This is a genomic window from Pseudobutyrivibrio sp. C4 (genome assembly GCF_900111635.1).
In the GTDB taxonomy this organism is placed as follows: domain Bacteria; phylum Bacillota; class Clostridia; order Lachnospirales; family Lachnospiraceae; genus Pseudobutyrivibrio; species Pseudobutyrivibrio ruminis.
On the sequence record NZ_FOHF01000002.1, the window covers coordinates 114,905 to 130,522 of the forward strand.

Here is a 15,618-nt window from a genome sequence, read left to right on the forward strand (position 1 = left end):
CAATGTCAGATAAAGATTTTAGAGAATTTGACCCAGATGAGAAATCTACTACAGATATCTCAGACGAGGTTATAGAGGAAGTTACAGGTCAGGAAATAAATAAGGATAAGGCAGACCACGAGGATAAGCCTACCGAGTTTTGCTATATCTGCCACAGACCAGACAATATCGCAGGCCCATTAATTAAAATGGCACCTGGAATGAGCGTATGCCGCGATTGTATGCAGCACACATTCGATTCTATGGGTGGATTTGGTTTCGGCGGAGGAGACAATTCAAAGAGCAATGTTGATATGAACAAGATTCCTAACATCAGCTTTTTGAACCTTGGAAGCCTCTTCGGTGAAGGACCAAAGGTCAAGAACGCACACGGCGCTACAAGCCAAAAGGCAGAAGATAGACCTGCACCAGCAATCGACATCAACAATATCATTCCACCTCACAAAATCAAGGCTATGCTTGATGAGTATGTGGTCGGTCAGGATTATGCTAAAAAGGTTATGTCTGTTGCTGTTTATAACCATTACAAGCGTGTTGCTACAGGCACAATGGATGATATCGAAATCGAGAAGTCAAATATGCTTATGCTTGGACCTACAGGTTCAGGAAAGACGTATCTTGTTCGTACATTAGCACGTCTTTTGGATGTACCTCTTGCTATCACAGATGCCACATCTCTTACAGAAGCAGGCTATATTGGCGATGATATTGAATCAGTAGTTAGCAAGCTTCTTGCAGCAGCCGGAAACGATGTTGAGCGTTGTCAGCAGGGAATCATTTTCATCGATGAGATTGATAAGCTTGCAAAAAAGAAAAATACAAATCAGCGTGATGTAAGTGGCGAGTCTGTACAGCAGGGAATGCTCAAGCTTCTTGAAGGTGCAGATGTTGAAGTACCTATCGGAGCTTCAAGCAAGAATGCTATGGTGCCTACCACTACAATCAACACACGCAACATTCTATTTATTTGCGGTGGCGCTTTCCCAGCTATGGATGAAATTATCAAGGCCCGTCTTAACAAGCATTCATCAATGGGATTCATGGCAGATCTTAAGGATAAATACGACGATGACAAAAATATCCTTCAAAAGGTTACAGTGGAGGATTTAAGAGAGTTCGGTATGATTCCAGAATTTATCGGACGTCTTCCAATCGTATTTGCTACAGAGATGCTCGATGAGGATATGCTTGTTCGTATCCTTAAGGAGCCAAAGAATGCAATTATCAAGCAGTACCAGAAGCTTCTTGAGCTTGATGAGGTTAAGCTTGACTTCGAAGATGAGGCCCTCCATGCCATTGCAAGAAAGGCTCTTGATAAAAAGCTTGGAGCAAGAGGTCTTCGCTCTATCATAGAGGAATTCATGCTGGATATCATGTATGAGATTCCAAAGGACGATAATATTGGTCAGGTAATCATCACTGAGGATTATATAGAGAAAAAGGGTGGTCCTAGAATCCTGGTTAGGACAACAGGAATGATACCTGAAAAAGCAGCTGCTAATTAAGAACTTACTGTTATGTAACTCCCGTATTAATTGGTGTTAACAGGCATTAAGTAACGAAAATAAAAATTTGTTCAAAATATTCGGACATTTTCTTTACTTTGAATAAGTGTTCTGTTAAACTAAGTTTAGTCGAGTAAAGCTCGGCAAGTAATATATTGGAGGTACTTTAGCATGAGCAAAGGTACAGTTAAGTGGTTCAACAATTCAAAGGGCTACGGATTTATCTCAGACGAAGCTGGAAACGATGTATTCGTTCACTTCAGCGGCATCAACTCAGAGGGATTCAAGACTCTCGAAGAAGGTGCTACAGTTGAGTATGAAGTAACTGATGGGGCAAAGGGACCACAGGCTGTTAACGTAACAGTTGTACGTTAATCAATTTTTTAATCATTAATCTATTTTTCGGATACCTTTGGTTATGTTATGAAAAACAAGCTTTAAGGCAATACAAAAAAGATTAAGGGGAGAGGCAGTGTAAGAAATTACGCTGCCTTGTTTTTTTAAGGAGAAAGTTTGAAAAGGTTTATACACACTATTGTTAATTTAATAGCTGCGTTGTTGATAATGACAGGTCTGTTTATTGCAGTTTGTTTATTTCTCAGCTTTACCAAAGAGGACTTTGATTTAGAGGGGCTTACTAGCGTTAGAAGTGTTTCAGATTTAGTTGATTGGTATCATGGGGAATCAATGGAAGCAATGATTGGAGAGCCAGTCATTGTGGAGTCTGTATCCTATGACAGATATGTATATCAGACAATGTCAGAAGAGGAACAGGAAACCTACGATCAGATATATGATTGCATCATAAACTACAAGGACAAGGTCACTCTTTCCACAAAGGATAAAGACGTGCTAGCCAAGGCCTATGAGGGAGTGATGGCAGACTACGGTAATCTGTTTTGGATAAGTGGCTATCAGTACAACACTTATGCATCTGGTAGCAATATCTTAGGACTGGAATTTGAGCCTAAGTACACCATGAATCAGGAGCAGAGGGATGTTTACCAGGTGAAGATAGATTCTGTTGTGGCTGATTGGCTGTATGGAATTAATCCAGAAGCTAGCGATTTTGACAAGGCGCTGTATGTTTTTGAAACCTTAATAGAAAAGGTAGATTATGACGCAAATAGTCAGGAAAATCAGAATATCTTAAGCGTATTTATTTATCAGTCTACTGTTTGTCAGGGATATGCAGATGCAGCTTGGTATCTGCTGGATCAGCTTGGCATCAAGAGTACTATAGTTACAGGAACAGCCAACAATGAAAGCCATGCATGGAATTTGGTTTATTTGGACGATGCCTACTACTATATGGACGTTACATGGGGAAATAGCAAATACCTTGATGACAACAATGACACATCAAAAAGGATAAACTATGCTTATCTTGCCATGACAACTGAGGAAATCAGCCAAAATCACGTTATAACATCATCATTTGAAGTGCCAGAATGCTTATCTAATGCTGATAATTATTTCGTGAAAAAAGGTCTTTATTACGACTGGTTTGGGGTTGATGCTATCGGTGCACGATTGGCAGAGTCATATAATGCTGGAGATGACGAGATATCATTAAAGTTTAGCAATTCTGATTTATACACCAGAGTATTGACTTATTTCTTTGATGAAAAACACATTTCCGACTATATACAAGAGCTACAGTCCGTTTATTATTTATTGGACGAAAACTCAAATGTAATAACAATAAAATGGAGATAATACACATGTGGTTTTAAAAACTACATGTTGAATTAATAAAAACTATTTACGTGGAACAATAGGGGTGCTATAATAAGTACCACGGAGGAATTGTATACCATGTATAGAGTTATTATTGATAGTTGTGGAGAGTTAACAAAAGAAATGCAGGAGGATGGACATTTTGTTAACGTCCCTCTCACTCTGGAGGTAGGAGATCAGCAAATCATAGATGACGAGAGTTTTGATCAGGCATCATTCTTAAAAGCTGTTGCAGAATGCAGCACATCTCCTAAATCAGCCTGCCCTTCACCAAATGCCTATATGGTAGAGATGGAGTGCGACGCAGAGCGAATCTACATTGTTACACTTTCAGCACAATTATCTGGTTCATATAATAGTGCATGCTTAGCAAAGGATTTATACGAAGAGGACGATGAGTCAAAGCAGATATATGTGTTTGATTCAAAGTCAGCATCCATTGGTGAAACACTTATCGGTCTTAAAATCGCCGAGTGTGAAAACAAAGGAATGTCCTTTGAAGAGGTAGTAAAAACAGTTGAAGAATACATTGCAGGGCAGCATACATTCTTCGTTCTTGAGACACTTGAAACTCTTAGAAAGGCAGGTCGTCTTTCTAATCTTAAGGCAGCTATTGCCGGCACATTAAATATCAAGCCTGTTATGGGTTCTACTGACGAGGGCAGCATTCAGCAGCTTGGTCAGGCCAGAGGCATGGTAAAGGCCTTGGATAAAATGGGCCAGTGTCTTGTAGACGTTACAGAAAACTGCGAGGAAAAGATTCTTGCAATATCTCATTGCAACTGTTTAGAGCGTGCTTTATCATTAAAGGAAAAAATGGAGTCTATGGCTAAGTTCAAGGAAATCTTCATTGTTGATACACGCGGCGTCAGCAGCATGTATGCCAATGACGGAGGCTTGATAATGGTCATTTAATTGCAATGACATACGAAGAAATAGTTTTTACAATTGATAATAAACGCCGATTTGGCAAAGCATGTGGAAGAGATGTAACAAAGGAGCTAATGAAAGCTCTGGACTATCCTGAAAAGGATTTACATATCATTCACATTGCTGGAACCAACGGTAAAGGTTCAGTAGCAGCTTTTGTGAGTAGTATCTTACAGGCTGCTTCTTTTGCATCTAAGGATCATTTTAAGGTAGGTCTTTTCACATCACCTCATCTTATTGAGTACACAGAGCGTATTCAGATTGATGGAAAGCAGATTTCTAGAGAAGATGTTACAAGACTGGGTGAACGCCTGTTATCACTGGAGTTGAATCTAGAACCAACTATGTTTGACTACTGGTTAGCTATGGCAATGCTCTATTTCAAGGAGCAAAATGTTAAATATGTGGTGCTTGAAACTGGTCTTGGAGGAGCAAAGGATTCAACCAATGGATTGAGTGTAAAGCCAGAGGTTTGTGCAATCACCTCTATCGGTTTGGAACATACTCAGTACCTGGGAAATACACTTGGAGAAATTGCAGGTGAGAAGGCGGGTATCATTAAAATAGGTGTGCCTGTTGTTATCGGTGAGATGCCTAATGAAGCCAGTGAGGTTATAATAAACAAGTGTAAGGAACTTGGCTGCCAGTACACTTTGGCAGGTGAAGTTTCGAAGGATAAAAAGCTAGGACTATTTGGAAATTATCAGAGAAAAAACGCTGCGGTAGCAATAGAGACTGTAAAAAGCCTGGGCTTGGCTATTAATAATCAGAACATTGATTCAGGACTTGCAAAAGCAGTTTGGCCTGGAAGGATGCAAATCATATCTGAGCATCCTTTTATAATGGTGGATGGAGCTCATAACCCATCTGGAGTGCAGGCTTTATATGAAAGCTTGCGTACAGAATTTCCAAAGGAAAAAATATCATTTATAATGGCAGTAATGGCAGACAAGGATTATTTGTCTATGGCAAAAATCATGGCTCCTATTGCCCAAAGGATTTATACAGTTACGGTTGAGTCGGATAGGGCTTTACAGGCCAAGGAATTGGCTGATGCAATAGGAGAGCTTGGTATAGATGCAAAATCCTGTGATTCCTATCAGGATGCCTTAAATCAGGCTCTGTTGCAGGATGAAAAGGTTGTTGCATTTGGTTCGTTGTATTTTATAGGTGAAGTGCTTGGCATGAAAGGATGAGAATATGTTTCGAACTAGACAAGAGGCGTTACAGCAGCTTGGATTGGCTCCAAACGCTACAGAGGTTCAGATAAAAAATGCATATAAGGATTTGGTTAAGAGATTCCATCCTGATGCCACTGGAAGTGCGGATACCACTGCCTACAACAAAATCGTAGAGGCGTACAAGTACCTTCAGGTGGACAATGATGGCAAGGCTCTTGTTCACAGCAAAGTCCTTGGTAAGACAAGCAAACGCTCAACAGCTAGTAATGCAGATTATGCTGCATTCCAAAAGAAAGCTGCTAGGCAAAAGCAGCGAAAGGCAGAGGAATTCGAGCAAAAGCAGAAGGAATTCTCTGCAAAGGTAAAGAAACAGGATGAAGATTATAAACGTGCAATGGATGCCATAGATGCTATCCGCGTTGCACGAGCAATACAGTCCATGGTATGGGCTAATGGTTTAGGAAAAGATGAAGGAAGTAATAAAGAATAAAAAAGAAAGTATATTTTGGTCGGTAGTGGTGGTAGCTTTACCAACTATGCTAGAGCAGATTCTATCTGTACTTATGCAATATGTTGATACTGCCATGGTAGGCCGTCTCGGTGCCAATGCTACAGCAGCTGTGTCTACCTCTACCACAATCACATGGTTAGTAGGCAGTATGCCATATGCTTTTGGTGTTGCTGTAATGACACTTATTGCACAAGCGATTGGAGCAGGCGAAGAGCACAAGATAAAGCTTGTGGCTAAGCGAAGCTTAGTATTTGCTCTGGGAGTAGGTGCTGTGCTAGAGGTTATCTGCCTTGCGCTATCTCCATTTGTTGCCACTTGGATGGGGGCAGAAGAGGCAATTAGGCCTGCAGCTACACGATACTTTTTCTGGATATCAGTACCAGTAATTTTAAAGTCGGTACAGTACATTTTGGCATCTGCAATCAGAGCCACAAAAGACACAAAGACACCAATGGTTATCAGCATTTCTATTAATGCTGTAAACCTTGTGTTGGATTATATATTCATATACATGTTAGGACTTGGAGTAGATGGAGCTGCCTATGCTACCTGTATATCAGCAGCCTTAGGTGGAATACTCACATTAATCGTGTTCTTCAAGAATCCGTTGTTGTCATTTAAGGGAAATCTTTTCGAGGAAGACAAAGAGACTACTCAGAAGATGTGGAAGCTATCTCTTCCAATTTTGCTAATAAATGTTGCATCAACATCAGGCTATGTTGTTTTTGCAGGATTAGTATCACACATGGGTACGATCATCTTTGCGGCACACAGTATTGCAGTTGGTGCAGAGGAGCTGTTCTATATAGGTGGATATGGCTTCAAATCCGCAGCGAATACTATGGTTGGAATTGCCTATGGCGAGCAGAACCACGAAAAGTATCATGCTGTGTGCGTCAGCAGTATAGTTTGTACCCTTGCAGTTATGACGCTCAGCGGTGTTTTGCTATTCATTTTTGCAGAAACATTGATGGGATTTTTCACTACAGATGCCAGCGTTATTGCGCTGGGCACTACAGTTCTCAAGATGGTCGCATTCAGCGAACCTTTCTACGGAATGTATGTAATCTCAGAAGGTATTTATTATGGACTTGGCAAAACCAAGTATCCATTTGTAATAGAATTCGGTGGTATGTGGCTTGTAAGAATACTTGCCACATACCTCGGAATTCATTTCTTCAACCAGGGACTGGTTTATGTTTGGACTTGTATGATTGCTGACAATGTAATCAAGGCAACCTTGCTTACACTGCCGCTCCCTCGCCTTTGGAGACAGGTCGATCATTTCTCTGAATAGTTGTAACTTTGATTTCTTCTGCTGGTAATTCCACCTGGAAGAATCGTACGTTTTCAGTAAGAGCTTCAGCAATTGCCTGGAGCTCATTTGCTTGTTCTACAACAGCTGTCATTGATTCATCAAGCTGTGATAGTGATGCACTGGTTTCTTCGGTAGATGCTGCATTCTCCTGTGAAATAGAAGATAGAGAATCTACAGACTGAAGAATATTATTCTTACCGTCATCCACATTCTTTACAAGCTCAACAATCTGATTATTGCCAGCTTCGGTTTCCTGAAGCAGGTTAAGCATTTCATCAAATGATACGCTCATTTCTTCGAGAGCAGCGGCCTCAGTAGTGGTTGCTGCTTTTATTTCTTCAGCAAGCTGTTTATTGTTCTCAGAATAGTGTGTAATTGTTGATAACATGCCTGTAATTTCACCTGCAAGTGTATTTGTTTCCTCTGCCAGGTTCTTGATGTTATCTGCAACAACTGCAAATCCACGGCCGGCTTCTCCTGCACGTGCTGCTTCGATAGAAGCATTAAGGGCTAGAAGGTTTGTCTGGCTTGAAATGTTGATGATACCCTCTGCAGCAGCAGAAATCTGGGATACAACGTTTGCGGTCTCACCAACAGAATCTGAAACCTCGCTAGCAACTGTATCTGTATTTTGATCCTGAATCTTTATCTGCTCAAGCATCTCTTTCAACTTAGAAGACTTGTCATATACCATCTGGCCGTTTTCAAGGTTGTTATTTGCTGATTCAAGAACCTTATCAACAGCTTCACCGATTTCTATTGTGATAGCAGAAGCATTGCTAACATCCTGTGCCATAGCGGTAGCACTTTCTGCAATATCATAAACAGCAGAATTGATGTTGTTTGTTGTCTGCTGAGAAGCGGAAAGGTTGTCCTTTGCAATTTCTGCCTTTGAATTAACATCCTGAGCGTGGTCAATAACTCTTACAAGAGCATTTCTCAAATCGTGACGCATTGACTCAAGTGAGTTGCCGATGGCGTTGAAATCACGAATAAATGAGTTTGGACGTATCTTTGTGACAAAATCACCGCCAGAGATTATATCAACAGAAGCTCTAATGTTCTTAAGGTTTTTATTAATAGTCATGATTATGAAAATTGAGAAGAGTAAAAGTATGAGTGAAATCACGACAAATACACCAAGTGTTATAAGGATTGCGATAGTAGCATTTGTATGGTTATATTCTCTTTCCTGCTCAGCCCAAAGCTCAACAATATCGCTCATTTCAGATAGAGCATTGCGGGCTGCTGAAAAGTGATTAATCCAAGTAATGAAATCGCCCTGGCCTGTAACAAAGTCATAGTCCTTTTCCCATAGAGCATAGTTAGTGTTGAAATCATCGTAGAGAGTAGACATTGTGTTGCCGTTTTCAGATGTTACCTGATTCCACAGATAGTCATTTGTCTTGGCAAGCTCTACAGCCTCATTTACACGCTCTAAAACTTCCGCATTGTTTTCCTCTACCTCATCAAGGTAGCGCTGCGCAGTAGCGTTATCTACGTAGCGTTCATAAGCGTTGTATTGAGTTCCAGCTAACTGTGCCTGGTAAAAATCACGATCCGCATTTGTAAGAAGGTTGCTTATTGAATATAAGGTGTCAAAATAGACCTTTTCGTCTTGAAGCATGATTTCTGACTGGCGGTATCCGCTTACAAGATTACTGATTAATAAAGCAACAATAAGGGGAAGCACCATTGTGAGCAATAGTGCATTTAGGCTGAATCCAGCCCTAGACTTTTTTTCCATAATACATTAATCTCCTTCTCATAATTATGTATACAATAATCTAGTGAGTAGCTCCATTTTACTATGTTTTTCGACATTTTTGTTGCATTTTATAACCTTTTTTAGAAAATAGGTTATATTCACAAAAATTATGTGAAAAAATTGTTGACATATAACAATAATCATGATAAAGTGCTCTAGGTTTAGTAATGATATATTTTGACTAGGTTTTATTGTGAGGTGAAATATGGAACTTACAACACTTAATAAAGAGTACAAATTACTTCGTGAAGAGAGTAATGAAAAATTTATAAAGATGACTCAGCTTGAGCCAGAGATTAATGTGGTTGAGGAGTACTGGATTACATCAGATCATACATTAGGAAATGCTAGATGCTATTTCGATTCATACGAAATGAGCATTGAGTACGCCTTGGACAGAGTTGATTACAGAATGACTCTTAACGCTGATGGCCAGAAGCCATTCATCATCTTAGTAAATGGCAAGACAATCAACACTAAGGGACAGCTCGAATCTTTCCTCAACGGTGATTTCGAAATCAAAGCTGACAACATCGTAGAAAGCAACGTACGTCGTCTTTATTCATAATAGTGTAACGAAAAAACAGCCTGTTACGACTACAAGCCTACTGATTTCTCCGCTCGGCGGGAATGCCTCGCTTGAGAAATAGTAGAGCTTGATGTCTACAGGCTGTTTTTAATTTACTCTATGATAATAAAGACGACGCCGCTACATTAACGGCTAGCCATTATCCGAAGTAGCGCTTGAGGAGACCTTCGAGTGCCTTACCGTGACGAGCTTCGTCGCGAGCCATCTCGTGTACTGTGTCATGGATTGCATCAAGGTTGTTCTTCTTTGCACATTTTGCAAGATCGAACTTACCAGATGTAGCGCCGTATTCACAATCTACACGCCAAGCAAGATTCTTCTTTGTAGAATCTGTCATATTAATTTCTAAGTCAGAACCAAGTAATTCTGCAAACTTAGCTGCATGCTCAGCTTCTTCAAAAGCAGCTTTTTCCCAATATAAACCAATTTCAGGATAACCTTCTCTATGAGCTACACGAGCCATGCAAAGGTACATACCAACCTCTGAGCACTCGCCCTCGAAGTTAGACTTGAGCTGCTCGAAAATATATTTCTTATCTTCATCAGAAATCTCAGGATTATTCTTAACTGTAGAAGCGTATACACCGAATTCGTGCTCAGCAGCGAGTGTAAGCTCTCCTTCAACCTTCTTAAACTTATCGCTCTTTGCATGGCAGATAGGGCACTCCTCTGGTGGATTCTCGCCTTCATAAACATAACCGCATACAGAACAAACATACTTTGCCATAATTAGACTCCTTTCACATTAACCATTGTTATTTGTTTCATTATTAATTACACAATCCTTGCAAATGCCTGTGAATAAAAGTGAGGCCTGCTCGACTGTGCCAATTCCGGCGCTAGATGCTGCAAGAATTTGATCTACACTAGGAGTAACATCTACATCCATCAGCCTGTGACAGCATCTACAAAAGTAATGACTGTGAGCTGAGGTATCAGCATCAAAGTGGTCGATTCCATCGCCAGTTGAAATCTTTCGTACTTCTCCTAAATCCACGAGAAGAGTGAGATTTCTATAAACCGTTCCAAGACTGATTTTTGGATTTTCCTCCCTAACATGCTGATAAATAACATCTGCTGTAGGGTGCTCCTTGGTAGACATTAAATATTCTTTTATGGATTCTCTTTGTCTACTATAATTCATAAAATGCACCTGCCTTTTAAAACTACATTGGCAAAATCAATAATGATTATCTATATAATATCATGTAGATGTGAAAAGTCAATATAAAAATAGTAATAATTACTATTTTATAAAACTAATTTTAGTTAGTCTAAAAATTCCTTGAGCTCTCAATAGAATAAAAAAAATCCCGAATCCGTTTGGATTCGGGATTTCTTTATGCTTTAAGTGTAATATATCCTACATTTTTTAGATTGTTCATGTATACGCTAAGGCGCTCATAAAGTGGCTCAGCTTCTTCACCGTACTTTTCTTTGACAAGCTGTCCAATTTCGTAAACAGATCTATTGCCATCAATACAAGTGAAAATGTAGCTACCCATTCCTTCAAGATGTATGTGGGAGATAGCTGGCTTATGGAAAAACTTCTGAGCAATACGATTTGTAATGCCTGTGTTTTCCATATCAACTATAACTTCACCAGATTCATCTGTAGTCCAGGTAAGTCCATCTTTAATTTCGAATACATAATCTAAAAAGTTGTCTGATTTATTATTTTTCATTTTTCTTTCCCTTAGCAGCATACCAAACTGCAGCAACTACAAGAGCTAAAAGGATGAAGGCCTGAACGTTTCCTGATGGAATAATAGATGAAAGGTTCATCTTATCAAGAAGGCCTGTTACAGCGAATATTGCAAGTAATACACCGACGATACCTTCACCAGCAATAAGACCTGAGCAGAAGAGGATACCCTTTCCGTTTTCGTTCTTTGCTGCGCGCTTCTTGTCTGTGAAAAGTCTTACAAGACCACCGAGCATGATTGTAGATGAAAGCTCAAGTGGAAGGTAAAGACCGATAGCAACTGGAAGTGCACCGATACCAAGAATCTCAACAGCGATTGAGATAAATGCACCAATAAAGATAAGTGCCCATGGAAGGTTTCCATTCATAACACCTTCGATAATCATCTTCATCATTGTAGCCTGTGGAGCTGCAAGAGCGTCTGTACCAAAACCGTAAGCAGAGTTAAGAAGAATCATAACACCACCGATTGCAAGAGCAGCTGCGATAGTACCCATGATTTCACCGTACTGCTGCTTCTTAGGTGTAGCACCAAGGATGTAACCTGTCTTAAGATCCTGTGATGTATCACCAGCCATACAAGCTGCGATACAAATGATAGAACCGATTGCGATAGCACCCTGCATACCGTGAGCACCTGTATCACCAGCAACCTTTAAGCAGATTGTAGCAATAAGGATAGTAGCAATTGTCATACCTGAAACAGGGTTGTTTGAGCTACCTACAAGACCAACCATACGTGAAGAAACGGCACTGAAGAAGAAACCGAATACTACGATAATGATAGCACCAAGCAATGAAACTGGTACAGCAGGTACAAGCCAGATAGCAATGATAAGTACTACGATAGCACCAAGTACAAATCTGATATCCATATCAAGAGCTGTTCTTTCGTTTGTTGTAGCACCAGCATTCTTAATGCTCTTGATTGAATCCATAAATGTCTTAACGATAAGTGGAAGTGTCTTGATAAGGCTGATAATACCAGCAGAAGCAACGGCACCTGCACCAATATACTTAATGTAGCTTGCCCAGATAGCTGAAGCACCGCCTGTAGCATAAAGCTCTGCAACAGAAACGCTAGCTGGATACATAACGATGTCGCCACCAAATGTAACGATAGCTGGGATAAGAACGAACCATCCGATTACACCACCGGCGAACATGTAAGCTGAAATACGAGCACCGCAGATATAACCAACTGAAACAAGTGCTGGATAAACTTCTGCAGAAAGCTCTGTCTTTAAAGCGTCAAGCTTGAGTGTAACTACACCCTGGATAGCATAGAAACCATCTACAAGAAGCTTTACTACAGCACCAATTCCCATACCGATGAAAACTGATTTAGCTGAAGAGCCACCTTCTTCACCAGCAAGAAGAACCTCTGCACAAGCAGTTCCTTCTGGATAAGGGAGAACACCGTGCTCCTGAACGATAAGTGCACTACGAAGTGGAACCATGAAGAATACTCCAAGTAAACCACCAAATAAAGCGATTACAGTAATTGTAACAAGTGAAGGTGTTTCCATAACGCCTTCCTTTGCCCAAAGGAAAAGTGCAGGCATTGTAAAGATTGCACCTGCAGCAAGTGACTCACCGGCTGAACCAATAGTCTGAACCATGTTACTTTCAAGGATTGAATCCTTCTTTAAGATAACACGGATAACTGCCATAGAAATAACAGCTGCTGGGATAGAAGCTGAAACTGTCATACCAACTCTAAGTCCCAAGTAAGCGTTCGCTGCACCGAAGATTACAGCAAGAAGAAGACCCATAATAATAGATGTAAGAGTCATCTCTGGAGTTACCTTGTCAGCAGGAACGTAAGGTTTAAATTCCTGATTCATAATATTTTGTCTCCTTTAATAACAACAGTTTTTACATTATATATTCACTTTAAAGTGGATGCAAATTGATGTATTAAAGTATTAAAGCGCTAAAGTGCAACCGGTAAACCTTGAAACTTAAACGTTTTAGGCTAAAAAGTTCACTAATTGTTCACAAAATGCCTATAGACAAAACTGAGTTGTGAGACTATTATATAGAAGTTCGCTGTATAGACGATAAATTTATAGATGGGGAGGCATGAAAAAATGGCTATTGGTGAAATTATTACTTGCACAAGTCCTGAAGATTTGTACAGAAGAGCAGAGGACTTACTTCAAAAAGGAGTTAAAACAGTATTCGTTGCACGTAACACTTTAAAGGTTGTCAGCGTTACTACAAAATAAATCCGAAATGCATGGGCCGATGGAATTATCCATCGGTCTTTTTATATTGTTGATTTAATTTTACACTTTAACTTACTAAAGCAATATGATAGAATGAATCACATGATAAGTTTTGGGTAAAGGAGAAGAGATATATGAAAAAGAAAGTCTTATCGATGGTTTTAAGTATGGCTATGGCAACTGCAATGTTAGTTGGTTGTGGCGCATCTTCAGATAATAACGAGTCAACAACTACTGAAGAGGCTACAACATCAGCTGAGGGGCAGGTTTATAAGGTTGGTATTGTTCAGTATGTAGACGATGCTTCTTTAAATCAGATTGTAGCCAATATTGAGTCACAGCTTGATTTGCTTGCAAAGGAAAACGGATGCACATTTGAGTACGAAGATTACTATTATAATGGCAATGCGGATTCAACAACAATCAACCAGATTGTTACTGAGCTTATCAATGATGAAGTGGATGTGCTTGTTCCGATTGCAACACCTACAGCAATGATTTGCCAGGCAGCAACAGAGGACAATCAGATTCCTGTTGTATTTGCAGCTGTATCAGATCCAGAGGCAGCAGGCCTTGTAGAGAGCAATGATGCACCTGGTTCAAATGTTACAGGAACATCAGATGCGTTAAATACAGAGGCAGTTCTCGATTTAATGCTTGAGCAGAATAGAGACTTAGAAAAAGTAGGCTTACTTTACGACAAGGGGCAGGATTCATCAGCAGGACCAATCAAGGATGCAAAGAAGTACCTTGAGGCTGCTGGTATTGAATATGTTGAGAAGACAGGAAACACAAATGATGAGGTTATGCTTGCTGCAGATGCACTTGTTGCAGAAGGGGTAGAAGCAGTATTCACTCCAACTGACAACACTATCATGACAGCAGAGCTTGGAATCTATGAGAAGTTTATTGAAGCTGGAATCCCACATTACTGTGGTGCTGATTCATTCGCTCTTAATGGTGCTTACCTTGGCTATGGTGTAAACTATGCGACACTTGGCAAGGAGACTGCAAACATGGTTGCAGAAATCCTTGTAGAAGGCAAAGACCCAGCAACACTTCCTGTTAAGACTCTTGATAATGGAACAGCTACTGTTAACACTGAAACAGCAGCGGCTCTCAATCTAGATTATGATAAGCTTCGCGATATGTGCGATGGATTAGTTGAAGTGCAGACAGCGGAGGAATTTGATTAATGTCTAGTATTTTTACAGTGTCGATTTTTCAAAGTGCTTTAGAGCTAGGGTGTATATACGCCCTAGTTGCTTTGGCACTTTTTATTTCTTTTACAATACTTAATATTGCAGATTTAACAACAGATGGCTGTTTTACATTAGGTTGCGCCGTTGGTGCTATGGTTACTTTAGCTGGCCACCCATTTCTTGCGCTAATTGCTGCCATGGTGGCAGGTGCAATGGCTGGATTTGTTACAGCCTTTTTGCAGACAAAGCTTGGTGTAGAATCAATTCTTGCAGGTATCATTGTTAATACCGGGTTATATACAATAAACATTGCTGTTATGGGATTTTCTTCTATAGCAAACCTCTTTGGATGTGACACTTTATTTTCTATAGGAAAGGATACTCTCGGCGGCACATTCATTGGAGATTGGTACAAGGTTATTTTGGTAGCTCTTATTGTGGCGGTGATATCTTCTATTTTATGGTGGTTTCTTGGCACCACTTTAGGTATGTCTATTCGTGCTACAGGTGACAATGCAGATATGGTCAGATCATCATCTATCAATCCTACATTCACCATCACAGTAGGACTTTGCTTAGCAAACTCACTTACAGGACTTTCTGGAGCATTGATTGCCCAGTATCAAAAGTCAGCAGATATTAATATAGGAACAGGAATGGTTACAATAGCCCTTGCTTCCTTAATCATTGGTCAAACCTTGATTGGAAATAAGGGAAGCATGCTGCGCAGGATTTTAGGAACAATTCTTGGATCGGTGCTTTATCGTTTTATAGTTGCAATAGCTCTTAGACTTTCTGTACCAGCAGAGGCTTTAAAGCTTGTATCGGCACTTATCGTTGCTATTGCAATTGCGACTCCTTATGTAAAGAAAAAGGTTGCCCTTAAAAAGAGAGAGTTTGCCAACTATAGAGGAAGTGCAAAGGGGGAGGTATAGTAA

16 protein-coding genes are annotated in these 15,618 nt (G+C 40.1%); 11 read left to right on the forward strand and 5 right to left on the reverse strand.

The features are described 5' to 3' along the window. Positions 1-2 precede the first annotated feature (2 nt). The 7 genes from clpX to BMY66_RS04340 all read left to right on the forward strand — a co-directional run bounded on the left by clpX (position 3) and on the right by BMY66_RS04340 (position 7,164). Positions 3-1,505 (forward strand): ATP-dependent Clp protease ATP-binding subunit ClpX, encoded by a 1,503-nt coding sequence (clpX, locus tag BMY66_RS04310; protein ID WP_044937064.1) that lies wholly within the window; start codon positions 3-5, stop codon positions 1,503-1,505. A gap of 171 nt (positions 1,506-1,676) precedes the next feature. Next, positions 1,677-1,880 (forward strand): cold-shock protein, encoded by a 204-nt coding sequence (locus tag BMY66_RS04315; RefSeq protein WP_028235478.1) that lies wholly within the window; start codon positions 1,677-1,679, stop codon positions 1,878-1,880. A gap of 138 nt (positions 1,881-2,018) precedes the next feature. Continuing rightward, entirely contained in the window at positions 2,019-3,224 is a 1,206-nt protein-coding gene (locus BMY66_RS04320; RefSeq protein ID WP_090394252.1) for a transglutaminase domain-containing protein, read from the forward strand. Positions 3,225-3,323: 99 nt separating this feature from the next. Next, positions 3,324-4,160, forward strand: coding sequence for a DegV family protein (locus BMY66_RS04325; protein WP_044937073.1), 837 nt, complete (start codon positions 3,324-3,326; stop codon positions 4,158-4,160). Positions 4,161-4,165: 5 nt separating this feature from the next. Beyond that, positions 4,166-5,371 carry a bifunctional folylpolyglutamate synthase/dihydrofolate synthase gene (locus BMY66_RS04330; protein ID WP_090394253.1) on the forward strand — a complete coding sequence of 402 codons (1,206 nt, stop codon included), beginning with the start codon at positions 4,166-4,168 and terminating at the stop codon, positions 5,369-5,371. Positions 5,372-5,375: 4 nt separating this feature from the next. Continuing rightward, on the forward strand, positions 5,376-5,846 hold the full coding sequence (locus BMY66_RS04335) for a J domain-containing protein (protein WP_090394254.1): 471 nt from the start codon (positions 5,376-5,378) through the stop codon (positions 5,844-5,846). After that, on the forward strand, positions 5,824-7,164 hold the full coding sequence (locus BMY66_RS04340) for an MATE family efflux transporter (protein WP_090394255.1): 1,341 nt from the start codon (positions 5,824-5,826) through the stop codon (positions 7,162-7,164). The genes BMY66_RS04335 and BMY66_RS04340 overlap by 23 nt, the downstream gene beginning before the upstream one ends. On the opposite strand, the gene BMY66_RS04345 is transcribed toward BMY66_RS04340, so the two are convergent. Further along, positions 7,112-8,932: a methyl-accepting chemotaxis protein gene (locus tag BMY66_RS04345; RefSeq protein ID WP_090394256.1), complete on the reverse strand. Its 1,821-nt coding sequence runs from the start codon at positions 8,930-8,932 to the stop codon at positions 7,112-7,114. The genes BMY66_RS04340 and BMY66_RS04345 overlap by 53 nt on opposite strands. A 226-nt stretch (positions 8,933-9,158) precedes the next feature. Between BMY66_RS04345 and BMY66_RS04350 the strand changes: the two genes are divergently transcribed. Continuing rightward, the gene (locus BMY66_RS04350; protein WP_090394257.1) at positions 9,159-9,521 is read left to right on the forward strand and encodes a hypothetical protein; all 363 of its coding nucleotides are present in this window, start codon (positions 9,159-9,161) and stop codon (positions 9,519-9,521) included. 160 nt (positions 9,522-9,681) lie between these two features. Here the strand turns inward: BMY66_RS04350 and BMY66_RS04355 are convergent, their stop codons facing one another. From BMY66_RS04355 to BMY66_RS04370, 4 genes are all read right to left on the reverse strand, one after another. Then, positions 9,682-10,269, reverse strand: coding sequence for an NADH peroxidase (locus tag BMY66_RS04355; RefSeq protein ID WP_044937091.1), 588 nt, complete (start codon positions 10,267-10,269; stop codon positions 9,682-9,684). Positions 10,270-10,287: 18 nt separating this feature from the next. Beyond that, a complete protein-coding gene (locus BMY66_RS04360; RefSeq protein WP_330387047.1) occupies positions 10,288-10,686 on the reverse strand; it encodes a Fur family transcriptional regulator in 399 nt (132 codons plus the stop codon). Between the two features lie 196 nt (positions 10,687-10,882). After that, positions 10,883-11,227: a PqqD family protein gene (locus tag BMY66_RS04365; RefSeq protein WP_090394259.1), complete on the reverse strand. Its 345-nt coding sequence runs from the start codon at positions 11,225-11,227 to the stop codon at positions 10,883-10,885. Further along, positions 11,217-13,094, reverse strand: coding sequence for an OPT family oligopeptide transporter (locus BMY66_RS04370; RefSeq protein ID WP_090394260.1), 1,878 nt, complete (start codon positions 13,092-13,094; stop codon positions 11,217-11,219). The genes BMY66_RS04365 and BMY66_RS04370 overlap by 11 nt, the downstream gene beginning before the upstream one ends. Before the next feature lie 246 nt (positions 13,095-13,340). On the opposite strand from BMY66_RS04370, the gene BMY66_RS13715 reads away from it, so the two are divergent. From BMY66_RS13715 to BMY66_RS04380, 3 genes are all read left to right on the forward strand, one after another. Continuing rightward, on the forward strand, positions 13,341-13,478 hold the full coding sequence (locus tag BMY66_RS13715; RefSeq protein WP_167541216.1) for a hypothetical protein: 138 nt from the start codon (positions 13,341-13,343) through the stop codon (positions 13,476-13,478). Positions 13,479-13,612: 134 nt separating this feature from the next. Beyond that, positions 13,613-14,674, forward strand: a complete 1,062-nt coding sequence (locus tag BMY66_RS04375) for an ABC transporter substrate-binding protein (RefSeq protein WP_090394261.1) — start codon at positions 13,613-13,615, stop codon at positions 14,672-14,674. Continuing rightward, a complete protein-coding gene (locus BMY66_RS04380) occupies positions 14,674-15,615 on the forward strand; it encodes an ABC transporter permease (protein WP_090394262.1) in 942 nt (313 codons plus the stop codon). The genes BMY66_RS04375 and BMY66_RS04380 overlap by 1 nt, the downstream gene beginning before the upstream one ends. Positions 15,616-15,618 lie beyond the last annotated feature (3 nt).

Excerpts from the sequence above, each read along its gene's own strand:
- BMY66_RS04370 (WP_090394260.1), bottom strand. The coding sequence starts at position 13,094 with ATGAATCAGGAATTTAAACCTTACGTTCCTGCTGACAAGGTAACTCCA.
- BMY66_RS04350 (WP_090394257.1), top strand. The coding sequence starts at position 9,159 with ATGGAACTTACAACACTTAATAAAGAGTACAAATTACTTCGTGAAGAG.
- BMY66_RS04355 (WP_044937091.1), bottom strand. The coding sequence starts at position 10,269 with ATGGCAAAGTATGTTTGTTCTGTATGCGGTTATGTTTATGAAGGCGAG.
- BMY66_RS04360 (WP_330387047.1), bottom strand. The coding sequence starts at position 10,686 with ATGAATTATAGTAGACAAAGAGAATCCATAAAAGAATATTTAATGTCT.
- BMY66_RS04365 (WP_090394259.1), bottom strand. The coding sequence starts at position 11,227 with ATGAAAAATAATAAATCAGACAACTTTTTAGATTATGTATTCGAAATT.
- BMY66_RS04325 (WP_044937073.1), top strand. The coding sequence starts at position 3,324 with ATGTATAGAGTTATTATTGATAGTTGTGGAGAGTTAACAAAAGAAATG.
- BMY66_RS13715 (WP_167541216.1), top strand. The coding sequence starts at position 13,341 with ATGGCTATTGGTGAAATTATTACTTGCACAAGTCCTGAAGATTTGTAC.
- BMY66_RS04345 (WP_090394256.1), bottom strand. The coding sequence starts at position 8,932 with ATGGAAAAAAAGTCTAGGGCTGGATTCAGCCTAAATGCACTATTGCTC.
- BMY66_RS04330 (WP_090394253.1), top strand. The coding sequence starts at position 4,166 with ATGACATACGAAGAAATAGTTTTTACAATTGATAATAAACGCCGATTT.
- BMY66_RS04335 (WP_090394254.1), top strand. The coding sequence starts at position 5,376 with ATGTTTCGAACTAGACAAGAGGCGTTACAGCAGCTTGGATTGGCTCCA.
- BMY66_RS04340 (WP_090394255.1), top strand. The coding sequence starts at position 5,824 with ATGAAGGAAGTAATAAAGAATAAAAAAGAAAGTATATTTTGGTCGGTA.
- clpX (WP_044937064.1), top strand. The coding sequence starts at position 3 with ATGTCAGATAAAGATTTTAGAGAATTTGACCCAGATGAGAAATCTACT.
- BMY66_RS04380 (WP_090394262.1), top strand. The coding sequence starts at position 14,674 with ATGTCTAGTATTTTTACAGTGTCGATTTTTCAAAGTGCTTTAGAGCTA.
- BMY66_RS04375 (WP_090394261.1), top strand. The coding sequence starts at position 13,613 with ATGAAAAAGAAAGTCTTATCGATGGTTTTAAGTATGGCTATGGCAACT.
- BMY66_RS04315 (WP_028235478.1), top strand. The coding sequence starts at position 1,677 with ATGAGCAAAGGTACAGTTAAGTGGTTCAACAATTCAAAGGGCTACGGA.